Raw genomic sequence first — 15,120 nt, forward strand, 5'->3', positions numbered from 1 at the left:
GTGGTCGAACCTAGGGGTTCGAACCAGGCCACCCCTCACCGGATGCAAATAAAAAGGCCCCGCGAGGGGGCCTTTTTATTTGCGTCTGGCGGAGAGGGGGGGATTCGAACCCCCGAGGCGCTATAAACGCCTGCCTGATTTCGAGTCAGGTACATTCAACCACTCTGCCACCTCTCCGGTGGCCCGGCCGCGGCCGGGGCGGGAATGATACGTGGCGCGGCGCGCGCGGACAAGCAGCACGCACGCATGAACCGCATGGCAGCCACGGCTTGCCCGCGGCACGGCCGGCCCGGATGATTGCACGCTACTCCAGCGCACTGGTCGCCCCGGGCTTTCATGATCGAATTCGGACACCTCACCCACCCCGGCCTGCGCCGGGCGTTGAACGAGGACACGTATTACGGCGACAGCGAGCTGGGGCTGTGGCTGGTGGCCGATGGCATGGGCGGACACGCCTGCGGCGAAGTGGCCAGCGCGCTGGCGCGCGAGGCGATCGTGCGCGAGGTGCGCCAGGGCACGCCGCTGGCCCAGGCCCTGCGGGTGGCCGACGAGGAGATCATCCGTGCCTCCCGCCGCCGCAACGACGCCCTGCCGATGGGCACCACCGCCGTGGTGCTGCGGGTCCAGAGCGACCGTTTCGAGGTGGCATGGATCGGCGACAGCCGCGCCTACCTCTGGCGCGACGGGCGCCTGGCCCAGCTCAGCCAGGACCACAGCTACGTGCAGGAGCTGATCGCCCAGGGCAGCCTGACGCCGGAGGAAGCGCGTTCGCATCCGCAACGCAGCGCCGTGACCCAGGCCCTCGGCGTGACCGATCCTGCCCACCTGAAGGTGGCGACGATGTCGGGCGAGCTGCGCCCGGGCATGCAGCTGCTGCTGTGCAGCGATGGCCTGACCGAGGAAGTGGACGACGCGCGCATCGCCGAGGTCCTGGACTACCAGGACTGCAGTGCGCAGGAATGCGTGGACATCCTGGTGGCCGCGGCGCTGGATGGCGGCGGCTCGGACAACATCACCGCGGTGCTGGTGCGCTGCCACTGAGGCATCGCACGCAGGCCCCAGCGCAGCTCAGGCCGGCTGCAGCTCGGCTTCCGGTTCCGGCAGCGGTTCGTACTGGTCCCACAGGGCGCGCCCGGCCTTCTTGCGCAGGCGCTCCAGGCGCCGGGCGTGCGCCTCGAGCTCTTCCGGCTGGGCACTGATGCGCGGACGCTCGCCGGAGACAGGTGCGAAGCTGACCGTCGTGACCACGGGACCGCGCGATGCGGCCTCGACATCGCCGAAGCCGATCTCCTCCTGGCCGGAGGTCAGGGCGATATAGACGTCGGCGAGGATCTGGGCATCGAGCAGCGCGCCGTGCAGCTGGCGATGCGAGTTGTCCACGCCCAGCCGCTTGCACAGCGCGTCCAGCGAGTTGCGCTGGCCGGGGTAGCGCTCGCGCGCCAGCAGCAGGGTATCGACCACGCTGCAGCGGTCCACGATCCGGCCCAGGTGGGCGCCGCAGCGCGACAGCTCGTAGTCGAGGAAGCCCAGGTCGAACGCCGCGTTGTGGATGATCAGCTCGGCGCCGTCGATGTACTCGAGGAACTCGTCGACGATCTCCTCGAAGGCCGGCTTGTCGGCCAGGAACTCGAGGGTCAGGCCGGTGACTTCCTGCGCGCCGGCTTCGAAGTCGCAGTCCGGCTTCAGGTAGCGGTGGAAGTTGCGTCCGCTGGGGCGGCGCTCCAGCAGCTCCACGCAGCCGATCTCGACCACGCGGTTGCCCTTCTTCCACTCAAGGCCGGTGGTTTCGGTATCGAGGATGATCTGGCGCATCGGCGCAAGTTTACCGCGCCGCGGCCCGGGCCTGCTGGGAGGCGGCACGCGCGATCGCGTCCACGCGCTCGTTGTCCGGGTCGCCGTTGTGGCCCTTCACCCAGCGCCACTCGATCTTGTGGCGCTGGCAGGCCGCGTGCAGCCGCTCCCACAGGTCGCGGTTCTTGACCGGGTCGCCGCCGGCCGTCTTCCAGCCGCGGCGCACCCAGCCGGGCATCCATTCGGTGATGCCCTGGCGCACGTACTGGGAGTCGGTGAACAGCACCACCTCGCAGGCCTCGGTCAGCGCCTCCAGGGCGCTGATGGCGGCCATCAGTTCCATGCGGTTGTTGGTGGTGTCCGGCTCGCCGCCGGACAGCTCGCGCTCGTGGCCCTTGTAACGCAGCAGCGCACCCCAGCCGCCAGGCCCGGGATTGCCGGAGCAGGCGCCGTCGGTGTGGATCTCGATCTTCTTCATTCAAATCCTGTGGTTCAGGCCGCCGGGGCGGTGCCCGGTCGCCAGCCTGCCGGCACCGGTCCGACCGGCGCGAGCGCGCGCTTCTCGAATTCCAGCACGCATCCGGCGCGCAACGATGCCGTGCCCCCGCCGGGATTGCCAGCACTTTCGCGTGGCCGCCAGCGCGGACCGACGCAACGCGGCGGCGCCACCGCGACCAGCCCCAGGGCCTGCAGGCGCTGCACCCAGCTGGTCACCGGACGCGCCACGACCCCCGCCAGCCCGGCGCGCAGGCGGTAGGGGCTGCACGGGTTGAACGTGCACAGCCACAGCCGGCCGCCGTCCATCAGCACCCGCTCGCACTCCTCCAGCAGCGGCTGCAGGCCGGCCGAAGGGGCGTGCTGGATGACCACGCTGGCCAGGCATCCGCTGGCCACCGGCAGCGGCAGGCGGCAGCGCACTCCGCCCAGGTAGCCCTCGTGCCCGCCATGCAGCAGCAGCCCGCGCGCGGCGGGCGGAGTCCACTCCTCGGGAGCCTCCGGGCACAGCCACAGCCAGGGCTGGACGGGCCGTTCAGCCAGCCGCTGCAGCACCCACTGGCGCTCCGCCGCCAGCAGGATCCGCCCCTGCGGGGCACTGAACCAGGCCGGGGCACCGGGTTGACGACGGGTGTCGGGCGCAGGCATGGTCCCGATTCTATGCGACCGACCCCGCTGCCGGCATTGCAGGACAACTATGTCTGGGCCATGGGTGCAGACAGGGCGCTGGTGGTGGATCCCGGCTCGGCCGAGCCGGTGCTGGCCGCCGCCTCGCGCGGGCTGGTGCCCGCCGCCATCCTGCTTACCCACCACCACGGCGACCACTGCGCCGGGGTGCCGGAACTGCTCGAGCGCTGGCCGGCACTGCCGGTGATCGCCCCGGAGGACCCGCGCATCCCTTACGCCAGCGAGCGCGCCGTGGATGGAGCAAGGCTGCAGGTCGCCGGCCGCGAAGTACGGGTGATCGCCGTGCCCGGGCACACCAGCAGCCATGTCGCCTACCTGGTCGATGGCGTCCTGTTCTGCGGAGATACCCTCTTCAGCCTGGGATGTGGCCGCATGTTCGAAGGAGATGCCGAACAGATGCACGCTTCCCTGCAACGCCTGGCCGGCCTCCCGGGCGAAACCCTGGTCTGCTGCGGCCACGAATACACCCTGGCCAATGCCGCTTTCGCCGTGGCCGTGGAGCCCGGCAACCCCGCCCTTGCCCGCCGTCGCGCCGAGGCCGTGGCCCAGCGCCAGGCTGGCGAGCCGACCCTGCCGGTGACCCTGGCCAGCGAGCTCCAGACCAACCCCTTCCTGCGCTGCGCCGAGGCGGCCGTGCGCGAGGCTGCCGCGGCCCGCCTCGGCCACGCCCCGCGTAGCGATGCGGAGTGTTTCGGCGCCCTGCGCGCCTGGAAAGACGGGTTCGCCGCGTGAGGCGCGCCTGGCCAGCGGCCCTGGTGGCGATGTCCTGCGTGGCTTTCGCGCAGGAGGCTCCACCCGCCGCCGTGGACCCGGTACCACCGGTCGATGCAGCCGCTCCGGGCTTCCTGCCGGCCCCGGCCGAAGATGCAGCGACGGGCGATGCAGCCATGCCCGAAGGCATGCGCAACGGACGCGAGATCTTCCAGGCCTTCCGCGAAGGCCTGGCCGAACCCGGCTGCGACGCCGGCACCACCCGCTACCAGGCCCATTTCCGCCACGCCCCCTCGCGCCTGGCCGATCCGGACAGCGATGTCCTGCCGCTGTTCGGCTACGTGGTCGAAGCCCTGCGCGAGGCGCACCTGCCAACCGAGTACGCGCTGATCCCGTTCGTCGAGAGCGGCTACGCGCCCGGGGCGCGCAACGCCGCCGGCCCGGCCGGCCTGTGGCAGTTCATCACCCAGACCGCGCGCGACCAGGGCGTGCCGGTGCACAAGGGCTACGACGGCCGCCTGTCGCCGGCCGAGTCCACCCGTGCGGCGGTCGAGTACCTGCGCAAGCTCAACGGCATGCTCGGTGGCAACTGGCGGCTGACAGCCATGGCCTACAACGCCGGCGAGTCGCGCGTGCTGCAGGCCCTGCGCCGCACTGGCGCCGGCGCGCTGGAAGCCAAGCCCTCCTCGCTGCAGGGCCTGTCGCCGATCACCTATGCCTACGTGGACAAGCTCCACGCCCTGGGCTGCGTGCTGAAGCAGGCCGGCGAGCAGGACGAGTGGCTGGCGCGGCTCGACCGCCCGGTGCTGGCGCTGGAAGCGCGACCGCTGGAAGGCGCCGGCAACCTGCACGCGTGGGCGATGGGCAATGGCCAGGACGCGGACCTGCTGCGCCGGCTCAATCCTGCACTGGCCCACCGCTGGACCAGCCCGCCGCTGGCCCTGGTGCCGGCAATCGCCGCGCCGCCGCCGGTGGCGCTGGATGCGATCCGCGCCACCGCCCCGGCCAATGAGCCGGCCGCTGCCGCGACCGCCACGGCCGCAACCGGCAACGCCCGCGTGCATACCGTGCGCAGCGGCGAATCGGCCTGGGCCATCGCCCGCCGCTATGGCGTCGCGGTGCGGAAGCTGCTGGAGCTCAACAACCTCGGCCCGAACAGCGTGCTGCGGCCGGGAATGAAGCTGCGCATCGAGGATTGAGGCGGCTGCTGTCGCCCGTTGCGGCCTGCCGCAGCGCGCCCTTCGCGACATGGGTGTCGCGTAGCGGCGCTGCGCGCCCCAATCAACCAAGACCGCCGGCGCGCATCCCGACCTGCAGGCATCTCCTGAACGTTGCGCGGGCCACGGCAACGAAGTCCGGTTCGCAGGCGTGCGCGGACGCAATGCCCTGCACCGCCTCACGACCGGGGTAACGCCGGCTCCCCGCCCACGGCGAAGCCAACGAACGCGCAAAGAAAAAGGCGCGGACCTTGCGGGCCCGCGCCTTCGTCATACAGCCAGCCCGGTCAGAGCTGGCTTTCGTCGACCTGCACCTTGAACTGGCTGCGGACGCGACGGATGTAGTCCTGGGCCATGGTCGCACCATCGACCTGGGCGAACTGCTGGCGCAGCATGGCGCGCTGCTCCTGCGGAAGTTCCTCCGGCTTGCCCGGGTGCACGGCGTTGACCGCGAACACCGCCTGGCGGCCATCCGGCAGGGCGAAGCGGCCAAACGTGGCCTTGCCCTCTTCCGGCACCGGCGCGCTGAAGATCGCGCGGTTGGCTTCCGGGGTCGGCGCCGGGGCGCCACGCGGCAGGCCCGGCAGCGGCATGACCTCGCCTTCGCTGCCGACCACGGCGGCCATGGCCTCGCCCTTGCGCAGGCGTTCCAGCGCCGCTTCGGCAGCGGCGATCGCGGCCTTGCTGGTGCGGTCTGCACGCACCGCGGCCTCGACCTCGGCGCGGACGTCGGCCAGCGCGCGGGCGGCGGCCGGCTGGTGCTCGACCACGCGGATGACCACGTTGTGCTGCGGGCCGATCTCGATCGGATCGCTGGCGGTGCCGTCCTCGACCAGTTCCTCGGAGAACGCGGCGCGCTTGACCTCCGGCGCGGCGGCGATGCCGACCATGTCATCGCGGCTGAACGGGCCGAGCTTGCGCAGCTCCAGCTTCAGCTCGTTGGCGGCCGGCTCCAGCGAGGACGGATTCTCGTAGGCCAGGTCGGTCAGGCGGCCGAGCAGCTCGCTGTAGGCGCGCTCGCGATCGGCCTGGGCCTGCTCGCGGGCCAGCTCCTCGCGCACTTCCTCGAACGGCTTCAGCGCGCCGGGCTGCACTTCGCGCAGCTGCAGCACATGCCAGCCGAACTCGGTCTTGACCGGGCCGCTGGTTTCGCCGGCCTGCATGGCGAACAGGGCCTGCTCGAAGGGCTCGACCATCATGCCCTGCTCCACCCAGCCCAGGTCGCCGCCGGTATCGCGCGAACCCGGGTCCTCGGAATGCTCGCGCGCCAGGGCGGCGAAATCGGCGCCCGGCGCGGCGGCCTGCCCGGCCAGCTGCTTCGCCTTGGCCTCGGCCGCGGCGGCGTCGCCACCTTCCGGCACGCGCACCAGGATGTGCGAGGCCAGGCGGCGCTCGGGATCACCGAAGCGCTGCTTCTCGGCCTCGTAGCGCTCGCGCAGGGTGGCCTCGTCGGCAGCGGCCGGTTCCGGCACCTGCAGGGCGGTCACTTCCACGTACTCGATGGCCACCTTTTCCGGGCTCATGAAGTCGGCGGTATGCGCCTCGTACCAGGCCTTGGCGTCGGCGTCGGTCACCGGCGTGGTGTCCTCGGCGATCTCCGGCATCAGCGCCAGCTCGACGTCACGGGTCTCGCCGGACAGGCGCAGCAGGCGGTCGAGTTCGGCATCGGTGACGAAGGCCGAGCTGCCCACGCCGACCGGCACCAGCGACTGGCGCAGGGTCGTGCGCACCAGGTCCTCGAACTGGCGCGGGGTGCGCGGCGGGAACTGCGAGGACAGCGCCATCTGGTAGGCGTTCTGGTCGAACTTGCCGTCGACCTGGAAGGCCGGGATCGAGGCGATGTACTCGCGCACCGCCGCGTCGGAAACGACCACGCCGTCGCGGGCCGATGCCAGCAGCATCACCTTCTCGTCGACCAGCTCGTCCAGGATGCGGCGCTTGTTCTCGATGCCCTCGAACTCGCGCGGATCGAAGGCCTCGCCCTGCTGCTGGCGGGCCAGCATGCGCGCCTGCTCCAGGCGCTGGCGGAAATCCTCGACGCTGACTTCCTCGTGCTCCCATAGCAGGGAGACCGGCCAGAAGCCCGGCGCGCCCTTCCACCAGGACGGCGGCGCCTTGACCTGGGCGACGTTGTTGGCACCCATGCCACCGAGGTAGCTCTGGTCGACCACGAAAAGGAACGGGATCATCAGCAGGGCGATGATGATCGTGGCGGCCCATCCCGAAGACCGATCACGGAGTTTCTGCAGCATTGTTGGCCCGGTAGGTAAGCGGCGAATGTAAGCCGCGCAGTGTAACCCGGGCGGGCGCCCTGCGGATTGTCCGCCGCGGCGCCGGCCGGCCCCGCCCGTCGGCCGCTGGACCCAGGCCGGGCGACCGCGGTTGGTGCCCACGCCCATCACACAAGCGGGCCACGATCGGCGCGCCGCCGCGCCGCCTGTCGCATGTCATTACATACGTGTCGCGCCGACTGGCGACGCCGTGTTCTTCGAAGACGGATCGACACCGAGTGCGCTTGTACGCGCGTACAGCGACATCGCCTCATGCAGGCCAACACGCGCATCGGCACGCGGGACCGCGGAAAAGAAAAAACCCCCGGTTTCCCGGGGGTTTCTCTTGAAAAATGGCGGAGTGGACGGGACTCGAACCCGCGACCTCCGGCGTGACAGGCCAGCATTCTAACCGACTGAACTACCACTCCGCGTGAGACAGCTATTGTAAGACGATTTTTCGGTTTGTGGAAGACCGTCTTACAAATTTTTTCACATCGTTGCCGAAGCTGGTGGGTGCTGAGGGTTTCGAACCCCCGACCCTCGCCTTGTAAGGGCGACGCTCTACCGCTGAGCTAAGCACCCGGGTCAGGCATCCCGCCTCGGCAGCGGGCCGATCAGTTTACAGCGTCCTTCAGGGCCTTGCCAGCCTTGAACGCCGGATTCTTCGAGGCCTTGATCTTGATGGTCTCGCCGGTCTTCGGGTTACGGCCGGTACGGGCGGCGCGCTTGCGGACCTGGAAAGTGCCGAAGCCGACCAGGGTCACGGCGTCGCCCTTCTTCAGCGCCTTGGTGACCGAGTTGACCACTGCATCGACCGCACGGGAGGCCTCGGCCTTGGTGATTTCGGCTTCGCTGGCGACGGCGTCGATCAGATCGGTTTTGTTCATTCGTAGTTACTCCCTGTGCGGCCAAGCCGCGAGATATGTGACCGGGTCGCATCCGTGGAGCGTGCCGGCAAGTCTGGTTCCGCGGACTGGCCGGGCCAGTGGCGGGTGCGCCCGTTATACAGGGCGCTCCCATGGGCCGCAAGCCGGAAATGCAGCAATGGCGGGCTTTTCATGCCATTGCCGCGGTCCGACGCAAGCGTCCTCGCGGGCGCTCAATGCTTTACGTCGGTCCGGTCCTGCGCAGGACGCTGCCTGCGGCCGCCGCTCCGTCCACCGCCGCGGACGGCCGCCTTGGCGGCGGCAGGCGCCAGCGGGCGCTCCAGCGCCAGGTCCAGCACCTCGTCGATCCATTTCACCGGGACGATCTCCATGCCGTCGGTGACGTTGGCCGGGATATCGGCCAGGTCCTTGCGGTTCTCCTCCGGGATCACCACGGTGCGGATGCCGCCGCGCAGCGCCGCCAGCAGCTTCTCCTTGAGGCCGCCGATGGCGGTGACCTTGCCGCGCAGGGTGATCTCGCCGGTCATGGCGATGTCCGCGCGCACCGGCACCTTGGTCAGGGTCGACACCAGCGCGGTGACCATGGCGATGCCGGCGCTGGGGCCGTCCTTCGGGGTGGCACCATCGGGCACGTGCAGGTGGACGTCCTGCTTCTGCAGGAAGTCGACCTCGATGCCCAGCCGCTCGGCGCGCGCGCGCACCACCGACAGGGCCGCCGAGGCGGATTCCTTCATGACGTCGCCCAGCTGGCCGGTCAGGATCAGCTGGCCCTTGCCCGGGACCAGGGTGCCCTCGATCTGCAGCAGGTCGCCGCCGACCTCGGTCCAGGCCAGGCCGGTGACCAGGCCGATCTCGTTCTGCTCCTCGGCACGGCCGAAGTCGAAGCGGCGCACGCCCAGGTACTTATCCAGGTTGGCGGCATCGACCTGCACCAGCGCGCCCTTGCGCCTGGCCGGCGCCTTGCGCGCGGCCTTCTTCGCCGGCTCGGGGCCGCGCAGCGCGATCTCCTTGACCACCTTGCGGCAGATCTTGGCGATCTCGCGTTCGAGGTTGCGCACGCCGGACTCGCGCGTGTAGTAGCGCACGATGTCGCGGATCGCGTCCTCGGCGATCGACAGCTCCTCCGGCTTGAGGCCGTTGGCCTTCTGCTGCTTCGGCACCAGGTAGCGGGTGGCGATGCTCAGCTTCTCGTCCTCGGTGTAGCCCGGGATGCGGATGACCTCCATGCGGTCAAGCAGCGGCCCCGGGATGTTCAGCGAGTTGGAGGTCGCCACGAACATCACTTCGGACAGGTCCAGGTCGACCTCCAGGTAGTGGTCGTTGAAGCTGTGGTTCTGCTCCGGGTCCAGCACCTCGAGCAGCGCCGAGGACGGATCGCCGCGGAAGTCCATCGACATCTTGTCGATCTCGTCCAGCACGAACAGCGGGTTCTTCGTGCCGACCTTGTTGAGGTTCTGCACGATGCGGCCCGGCATCGAACCGACGTAGGTCCGGCGATGGCCACGGATCTCGGCCTCGTCGCGCACGCCGCCAAGCGACATGCGCACGAACTTGCGGTTGGTGGCCTTGGCGATGGACTGGCCCAGCGAGGTCTTGCCCACGCCCGGCGGGCCGACCAGGCACAGGATCGGGCCCTTCATCTGCTTGACCCGCGACTGCACCGCCAGGTACTCGAGGATGCGTTCCTTGACCTTGTCCAGGCCGTAGTGGTCGGCGTCCAGGGTGTCCTGCGCGGCCTTGAGGTCCTTGCGCACCTTGCTGCGCTTCTTCCACGGCACGCCCAGCAGCCAGTCGAGGTAGTTGCGGACCACCGCGGCCTCGGCCGACATCGGCGACATCTGCTTGAGCTTGTTGAGCTCGCTCTTGGCCTTGGTCTCCACCGCTTTGGGCATGCCGGCCTCGGCGATCTTGCGCGCCAGCTCCTCCAGTTCGCCCGGCGAGTCGTCGAGGTCGCCCAGCTCCTTCTGGATCGCCTTCATCTGCTCGTTGAGGTAGTACTCGCGCTGGCTGCGCTCCATCTGCGACTTCACCCGGCCGCGGATGCGCTTCTCCATCTGCTGCACGTCGATCTCGCCCTCGACCAGGCCCACCAGCAGCTCCAGCCGCTCGCCGGTGTCGAAGGTCTCCAGCAGGCGCTGCTTGTCGGCCAGGCGCACGCCGATATGGGCGGAAATGGTGTCGGCCAGGCGGCCTGGCTCCTCGATCCCGGACAGGGTCTGCAGCAGCTCCGGGGGCAGCTTGCGGTTGGTCTTGACGTACTGCTCGAACAGGCCGGACAGGGTGCGCGCCACCGCCTCGATCTCGCGCGGGTCGCGGCTGCTGTCGGCCTCGACCAGCTCGCCACGGCCATGCAGGGCGCCGTCGCGTTCGGCGATGTCGCCGACCTGCATGCGCGCCGTGCCCTCGACCAGCACCTTGATGGTGCCGTCGGGAAGCTTCAGCAACTGCAGGACGGTGGCCAGGGTGCCGACGGTGTAGAGGTCGCCGGCCTGGGGGTCGTCGGTCTCGGCGGACTTCTGCGCGACCAGCAGGATCTGCTTGTCGCCCTCCATCGCCTGCTCAAGGGCGCGCATGGACTTGTCCCGGCCGACGAACAGCGGGATCACCATGTGCGGGAATACCACCACGTCGCGCAGGGGCAGGACGGGCAGTTCGAGGGCGTCGGATCGGGTGCGGGACATGGAGGCTCCGGAAAACTTTGGCCACGGCCGGGGGCCGCGTCACCCCGTTATGGGGGCTCTCCGGAACCGTTGCAAGACGCACCCGCAATCGCCTTCCGGATCAATGACTTGGGAAAAGAAAGCCCCCGTCACCTGGCGGTGGCGGGGGCCGGATGCAGCGTCTGCCGGGCGGCGGCCGTCAGTCGGCCGAAGCCACCTTGGGCGGGGCCGCCGGCGGGGTCTGGTAGATCAGGTACGGCTCGGTCTTGTGCTCGATGACCGACTCGTCCACCACCACCTTGCTGACGTTCTCCTGCGACGGCAGGTCGTACATGGTGTCCAGCAGCACCGACTCGACGATGGTGCGCAGGCCGCGGGCGCCGGTCTTGCGCTTGAGCGCCTTGCGGGCGATCGCCGACAGCGCGTCGGGCCGGAACTCCAGCTCCACGCCTTCCATCTCGAACAGCTTCCTGAACTGCTTGGTGATCGCGTTCTTGGGCTCGGTCAGGATCTTGACCAGCGCGGGCTCGTCCAGCTCCTCCAGGGTCGCCACCACCGGCAGGCGGCCGACGAACTCCGGGATCAGGCCGAACTTGATCAGGTCCTCCGGCTCGACCTCGGCCAGCAGCTTGCCGGTGTCGGCCTTGACCTTGCTGCTCTTGACCTTGGCGCCGAAGCCGATGCCGCCGGCATCGCTGCTGCGCTGCTGGATGATCTTGTCCAGGCCGGCGAACGCGCCGCCGACGATGAACAGGATGTTCTTGGTGTCCACCTGCAGGAATTCCTGCTGCGGATGCTTGCGCCCGCCCTGCGGCGGCACCGAGGCCACGGTGCCCTCGATCAGCTTCAGCAGCGCCTGCTGCACGCCCTCGCCGGACACGTCGCGGGTGATCGACGGGTTCTCGCTCTTGCGCGAGATCTTGTCGATCTCGTCGATGTACACGATGCCCTGCTGCGCCTTCTCGACGTCGTAGTCGCACTTCTGCAGCAGCTTCTGGATGATGTTCTCCACGTCCTCGCCGACGTAGCCGGCCTCGGTGAGCGTGGTCGCATCGGCGATCGTGAACGGCACGTTGAGCAGCCGGGCCAGGGTTTCGGCCAACAGGGTCTTGCCCGAGCCGGTCGGACCGACCAGCAGGATGTTCGACTTGGCCAGCTCGACGTCCTCGTTGCGCTGGCGGCTCTCGATGCGCTTGTAGTGGTTGTACACGGCCACGGCGAGGGTCTTCTTCGCCCGCTGCTGGCCGATCACGTACTGGTCCAGGACCTCGAGGATCTCGCGCGGCTTGGGCAGCGAGCTACGCGCCGACTGCGCCTTCTCCTCGAGTTCCTCGCGGATGATGTCGTTGCAGAGCTCCACGCATTCATCGCAGATGAACACGCTGGGGCCGGCGATCAGCTTGCGCACCTCGTGCTGGCTCTTCCCGCAGAAGGAGCAGTAGAGGATCTTGTTGCCGTCGCCGGTACGGCCTTGCCGGTCTTCGCTCATGCTTTTGCTTTTCCAGTATTGCGTCCCGCCGGGGCGGGTTTGGGGCCGAGAATAGCACAGGGCCGGAACCGCGCCAGAAGCGCGCCGGACCCGTTTCCCGGTGGGGTGTGAAGGGGGGCCGCGGGGTCTTCACGCCCAGCGGCCGGCCCGTCAGCCGGCCTGGATCGACTCGTCCGGGCGGCGCTCCAGGACCTCGTCCACCAGCCCGTAGGCCTTGGCCTCGGCGGCGCTCTTGAAGTTGTCGCGCTCGGTGTCCCGGGCGATGGTCTCGATGCTCTGGCCGGTGTGCTGGGCCAGGATCTCGTTCAGGCGGGCGCGCATGGACAGGATCTCGCGCGCGTGGATGTCGATGTCGGTGGCCTGGCCCTGGAAGCCGCCCAGCGGCTGGTGGATCATCACCCGCGAGTTGGGCAGGGCGTAGCGCTTGCCAGCGGCGCCGGCGGCCAGCAGCACGGCGCCCATGGAGGCGGCCTGGCCGACGCAGATGGTGCTCACGTCCGGCTTGATGTACTGCATGGTGTCGTAGATGGCCATGCCCGCCGTCACCAGCCCGCCCGGCGAGTTGATGTACAGGCTGATGTCCTTCTCCGGGTTCTCCGCTTCCAGGAACAGCATCTGGGCGATGATCACGTTGGCGACGTGGTCCTCGACCGGGCCGACCAGGAAGATCACCCGCTCCTTCAGCAGGCGGGAATAGATGTCGTAGGCGCGCTCACCGCGGCTGGTCTGCTCGACCACCATCGGGACCAGGTTAAGGGCTTTGGTCGGAATCATGCTCATGCTCGAGGCGCCTCTTGCGTCATTGGGGGTGCTTGGCCGGAAGCTCCGGCCGGCTGCGGCGGCGGGTGGGTTCAGCCAGCCCGCCGCCACGGCGCCATCATGCCCGGATCGCTTCCTGGAACGACAGCGCCTGCTCGGTGTGCTGGGCGCGCTCGGCGATCCAGTCGATCACCTGCTCTTCCATCACCCGGGCCTGCAGTCCCTGCATCAGCTGGGGGTCGTTGCGGTACATCTCAATGACCGCCTCCGGCTCCTCGTAGGTCGAGGCGATCAGGCGCAGGGTGTCGTTCAGGCGCTTGGGGTCCAGGCGCAGCTCGTTGCGGCGGGCGACCTCGCCCACCAGCAGGCCGGCCAGGACGCGCTTGCGCGCCGGCTCCAGGAACTGCTGCCAAGCGTCGGCCGGCGGCTGGCCCGGGTCGCGGCCGGTGCTGCGGCGGATCTGCTCGACCTGCTGGGCCAACATGCCGCGGGCCTCGTTCTCGACCACGCGCGGCGGCAGCTCGACGTGGGCCCAGGTGGCGGTCAGCTGCTCGCCGACCTCGCGGCGCAGGCGGTTCATCAGCGCACCCTTGAGCTCGCGCTCCAGGTTGGTGCGGATGTCGTCGCGGAACTTGTCCATCTCGCCGCTCTTGACGCCGAAGCTCTTGATGAACGCGGCATCGACTTCCGGCAGGACCGGCTCGGAGACCTGCTGCAGGACCACGTGGACCTGGGCGGTCTTGCCGGCCAGCTCGGCCTGGCGCCAGTTTTCCGGGAAGGCCACGTCGATGACGTGCTCGCTGCCCTGCTCCAGGCCGGCCAGCGCGGCCTCCAGCGCCGGCAGCAGCTGGGCCGAGCCGATCACGGTGGAGAAGCGCTCCTCGCCCTCGGCCGGCTGGCGGAAGTCGCCGACCTGGGTCCACAGGGTGCCGACGACCATGTCGCCCTCGGCCGCCGCGCGCTCCACCTTGTTCCAGGTGCGGCGCTGCAGGCGCAGGTTCTCGATCATCTGGTCGATGTCGGCGTCGGTGACCTCGGCGGTGTGGCGGATCACCTGCAGCTTGGCGACGTCGATCTCGCCGAAGTCCGGCACCACCTCGAAGGTGGCGACGAAGTCCAGCTCGCCCTCGCCGGCGCGATCGATGCGCGGCGAGCCTGCCAGCTGCAGCTCGTTCTCGCGGATCGCCGAGTCGAAGGCCTGGCGGACCAGGGCGCCGAGCACCTCGGCCTTGACCTGCTCGCCGAAGCGCTGCTCGACCACCTTGGCCGGGACCTTGCCCGGACGGAAGCCCTTGATGCGGACGGTGCGCGCGATCTCGCGCAGGCGGCCACTGACGCCGGCCTCCAGCTGCTCCGCCGGCAGGCTGAAGTTAAGGCGACGCTCGAGGTTGCCCGTGGATTCGACGGAAACTTGCATGTGGTTCGGCTCCTGCGCCGCGGCGCATGCCGCGGGTCGATCGGTTTAGGTGGACGGACAGCGCCGACATCCTGCCGGCGTGCGCGGAAAACGCGGTAGTTTGGCCGATCCCCGGCGGGCGCGCCAGTATTCGTCACGATGCCATTGACAGGCGCATCGCGCATTCAGGACAATAGCCGGCCTTGCGGAGCGGTGGTCGCTCCGGGAGCCGGATTCCGGCCTGCCGGAGCCGGAACCAGAACGCCGGGGTATAGCGCAGTCTGGTAGCGCGCCTGCTTTGGGAGCAGGATGTCGGGGGTTCGAATCCCTCTACCCCGACCATCCTGCTGCGACAGCAGGGCGATGCGAAACCGTGTTGTGCGCCTGTAGCTCAACCGGATAGAGCACCGGCCTTCTAAGCCGGCGGTTGCAGGTTCGATTCCTGCCAGGCGCGCCAGTACGGGCGGATGGCGGGTAACCGTTCCGGAAGTTGTTCCAAATGTGGTGGCTGTAGCTCAGTTGGTTAGAGTACTGGATTGTGATTCCAGTGGTCGGGGGTTCGAATCCCCTCAGCCACCCCACCCTTCAAAGTCGGTGCCGCGGAAAGATTTTTTCAATCCCGGTATTGCAAGGGTCGCAAAGTGTCATTACACTGCGCGGCTCAGGTTTCAGGGGCCGTTAGCTCAGTTGGTAGAGCAGCTGACTCTTAATCAGTAGGTCCAAGGTTCGAATCCTTGACGGCCCACCACCCTGTA

12 protein-coding genes and 7 tRNA genes are annotated in these 15,120 nt (G+C 69.1%); 7 read left to right on the plus strand and 12 right to left on the minus strand.

From position 1 onward, the window contains the following. Positions 1 to 86: 86 nt before the first annotated feature. A tRNA-Ser gene (locus PSESU_RS10195) sits at positions 87 to 177 on the minus strand. A 159-nt stretch (positions 178 to 336) separates the two neighbouring features. Between PSESU_RS10195 and PSESU_RS10200 the strand changes: the two genes are divergently transcribed. Beyond that, entirely contained in the window at positions 337 to 1,041 is a 705-nt protein-coding gene (locus tag PSESU_RS10200) for a PP2C family protein-serine/threonine phosphatase (RefSeq protein ID WP_013535698.1), read from the plus strand. Positions 1,042 to 1,068: 27 nt separating this feature from the next. Here the strand turns inward: PSESU_RS10200 and dnaQ are convergent, their stop codons facing one another. From dnaQ to PSESU_RS10215, 3 genes are read right to left on the minus strand one after another with little or no spacing between them, the layout of a single operon-like run. Next, positions 1,069 to 1,812: a DNA polymerase III subunit epsilon gene (dnaQ, locus tag PSESU_RS10205; RefSeq protein WP_013535699.1), complete on the minus strand. Its 744-nt coding sequence runs from the start codon at positions 1,810 to 1,812 to the stop codon at positions 1,069 to 1,071. Positions 1,813 to 1,822: 10 nt separating this feature from the next. Further along, positions 1,823 to 2,269: a ribonuclease HI gene (rnhA, locus tag PSESU_RS10210; protein WP_013535700.1), complete on the minus strand. Its 447-nt coding sequence runs from the start codon at positions 2,267 to 2,269 to the stop codon at positions 1,823 to 1,825. A gap of 14 nt (positions 2,270 to 2,283) precedes the next feature. After that, on the minus strand, positions 2,284 to 2,934 hold the full coding sequence (locus PSESU_RS10215; protein WP_013535701.1) for a hypothetical protein: 651 nt from the start codon (positions 2,932 to 2,934) through the stop codon (positions 2,284 to 2,286). A gap of 12 nt (positions 2,935 to 2,946) precedes the next feature. Here PSESU_RS10215 and gloB point away from each other — a divergent pair, with 12 nt between their 5' ends. Together gloB and PSESU_RS10225 are read left to right on the plus strand one after the other, a co-directional pair. Beyond that, positions 2,947 to 3,705 (plus strand): hydroxyacylglutathione hydrolase, encoded by a 759-nt coding sequence (gloB, locus tag PSESU_RS10220; RefSeq protein WP_013535702.1) that lies wholly within the window; start codon positions 2,947 to 2,949, stop codon positions 3,703 to 3,705. Between the two features lie 29 nt (positions 3,706 to 3,734). Next, on the plus strand, positions 3,735 to 4,883 hold the full coding sequence (locus PSESU_RS10225; protein WP_049782441.1) for a lytic transglycosylase domain-containing protein: 1,149 nt from the start codon (positions 3,735 to 3,737) through the stop codon (positions 4,881 to 4,883). Between the two features lie 305 nt (positions 4,884 to 5,188). Here the strand turns inward: PSESU_RS10225 and PSESU_RS10230 are convergent, their stop codons facing one another. The 8 genes from PSESU_RS10230 to tig form a co-directional block, all read right to left on the minus strand. Then, positions 5,189 to 7,153: a peptidyl-prolyl cis-trans isomerase gene (locus PSESU_RS10230; protein ID WP_013535704.1), complete on the minus strand. Its 1,965-nt coding sequence runs from the start codon at positions 7,151 to 7,153 to the stop codon at positions 5,189 to 5,191. Between the two features lie 372 nt (positions 7,154 to 7,525). Continuing rightward, positions 7,526 to 7,602: transfer RNA gene (locus tag PSESU_RS10235), tRNA-Asp, on the minus strand. A 79-nt stretch (positions 7,603 to 7,681) separates the two neighbouring features. Then, positions 7,682 to 7,756 (minus strand) — tRNA-Val (locus tag PSESU_RS10240). A gap of 32 nt (positions 7,757 to 7,788) precedes the next feature. Beyond that, positions 7,789 to 8,061, minus strand: coding sequence for an HU family DNA-binding protein (locus PSESU_RS10245; RefSeq protein ID WP_013535705.1), 273 nt, complete (start codon positions 8,059 to 8,061; stop codon positions 7,789 to 7,791). Between the two features lie 212 nt (positions 8,062 to 8,273). Continuing rightward, positions 8,274 to 10,742, minus strand: coding sequence for an endopeptidase La (gene lon, locus PSESU_RS10250; RefSeq protein ID WP_013535706.1), 2,469 nt, complete (start codon positions 10,740 to 10,742; stop codon positions 8,274 to 8,276). Positions 10,743 to 10,920: 178 nt separating this feature from the next. Then, positions 10,921 to 12,210, minus strand: a complete 1,290-nt coding sequence (gene clpX / locus PSESU_RS10255; RefSeq protein WP_013535707.1) for an ATP-dependent Clp protease ATP-binding subunit ClpX — start codon at positions 12,208 to 12,210, stop codon at positions 10,921 to 10,923. Positions 12,211 to 12,360: 150 nt separating this feature from the next. Then, positions 12,361 to 12,984 carry an ATP-dependent Clp endopeptidase proteolytic subunit ClpP gene (gene clpP / locus PSESU_RS10260; protein ID WP_428992100.1) on the minus strand — a complete coding sequence of 208 codons (624 nt, stop codon included), beginning with the start codon at positions 12,982 to 12,984 and terminating at the stop codon, positions 12,361 to 12,363. Positions 12,985 to 13,087: 103 nt separating this feature from the next. Then, positions 13,088 to 14,386 carry a trigger factor gene (tig, locus tag PSESU_RS10265; RefSeq protein WP_013535709.1) on the minus strand — a complete coding sequence of 433 codons (1,299 nt, stop codon included), beginning with the start codon at positions 14,384 to 14,386 and terminating at the stop codon, positions 13,088 to 13,090. Between the two features lie 244 nt (positions 14,387 to 14,630). On the opposite strand from tig, the gene PSESU_RS10270 reads away from it, so the two are divergent. The 4 genes from PSESU_RS10270 (at position 14,631) to PSESU_RS10285 (ending at position 15,113) form a co-directional block, all read left to right on the plus strand. Beyond that, positions 14,631 to 14,707, plus strand: a tRNA-Pro gene (locus PSESU_RS10270). A 38-nt stretch (positions 14,708 to 14,745) separates the two neighbouring features. Beyond that, positions 14,746 to 14,822, plus strand: a tRNA-Arg gene (locus PSESU_RS10275). A 47-nt stretch (positions 14,823 to 14,869) separates the two neighbouring features. Next, a tRNA-His gene (locus PSESU_RS10280) sits at positions 14,870 to 14,946 on the plus strand. Positions 14,947 to 15,037: 91 nt separating this feature from the next. Then, a tRNA-Lys gene (locus PSESU_RS10285) sits at positions 15,038 to 15,113 on the plus strand. The last annotated feature ends 7 nt before the right edge of the window (positions 15,114 to 15,120 follow it).

Origin of the sequence: Pseudoxanthomonas suwonensis 11-1, assembly GCF_000185965.1 — a bacterium.
GTDB classification, from domain to species: domain Bacteria; phylum Pseudomonadota; class Gammaproteobacteria; order Xanthomonadales; family Xanthomonadaceae; genus Pseudoxanthomonas; species Pseudoxanthomonas suwonensis_A.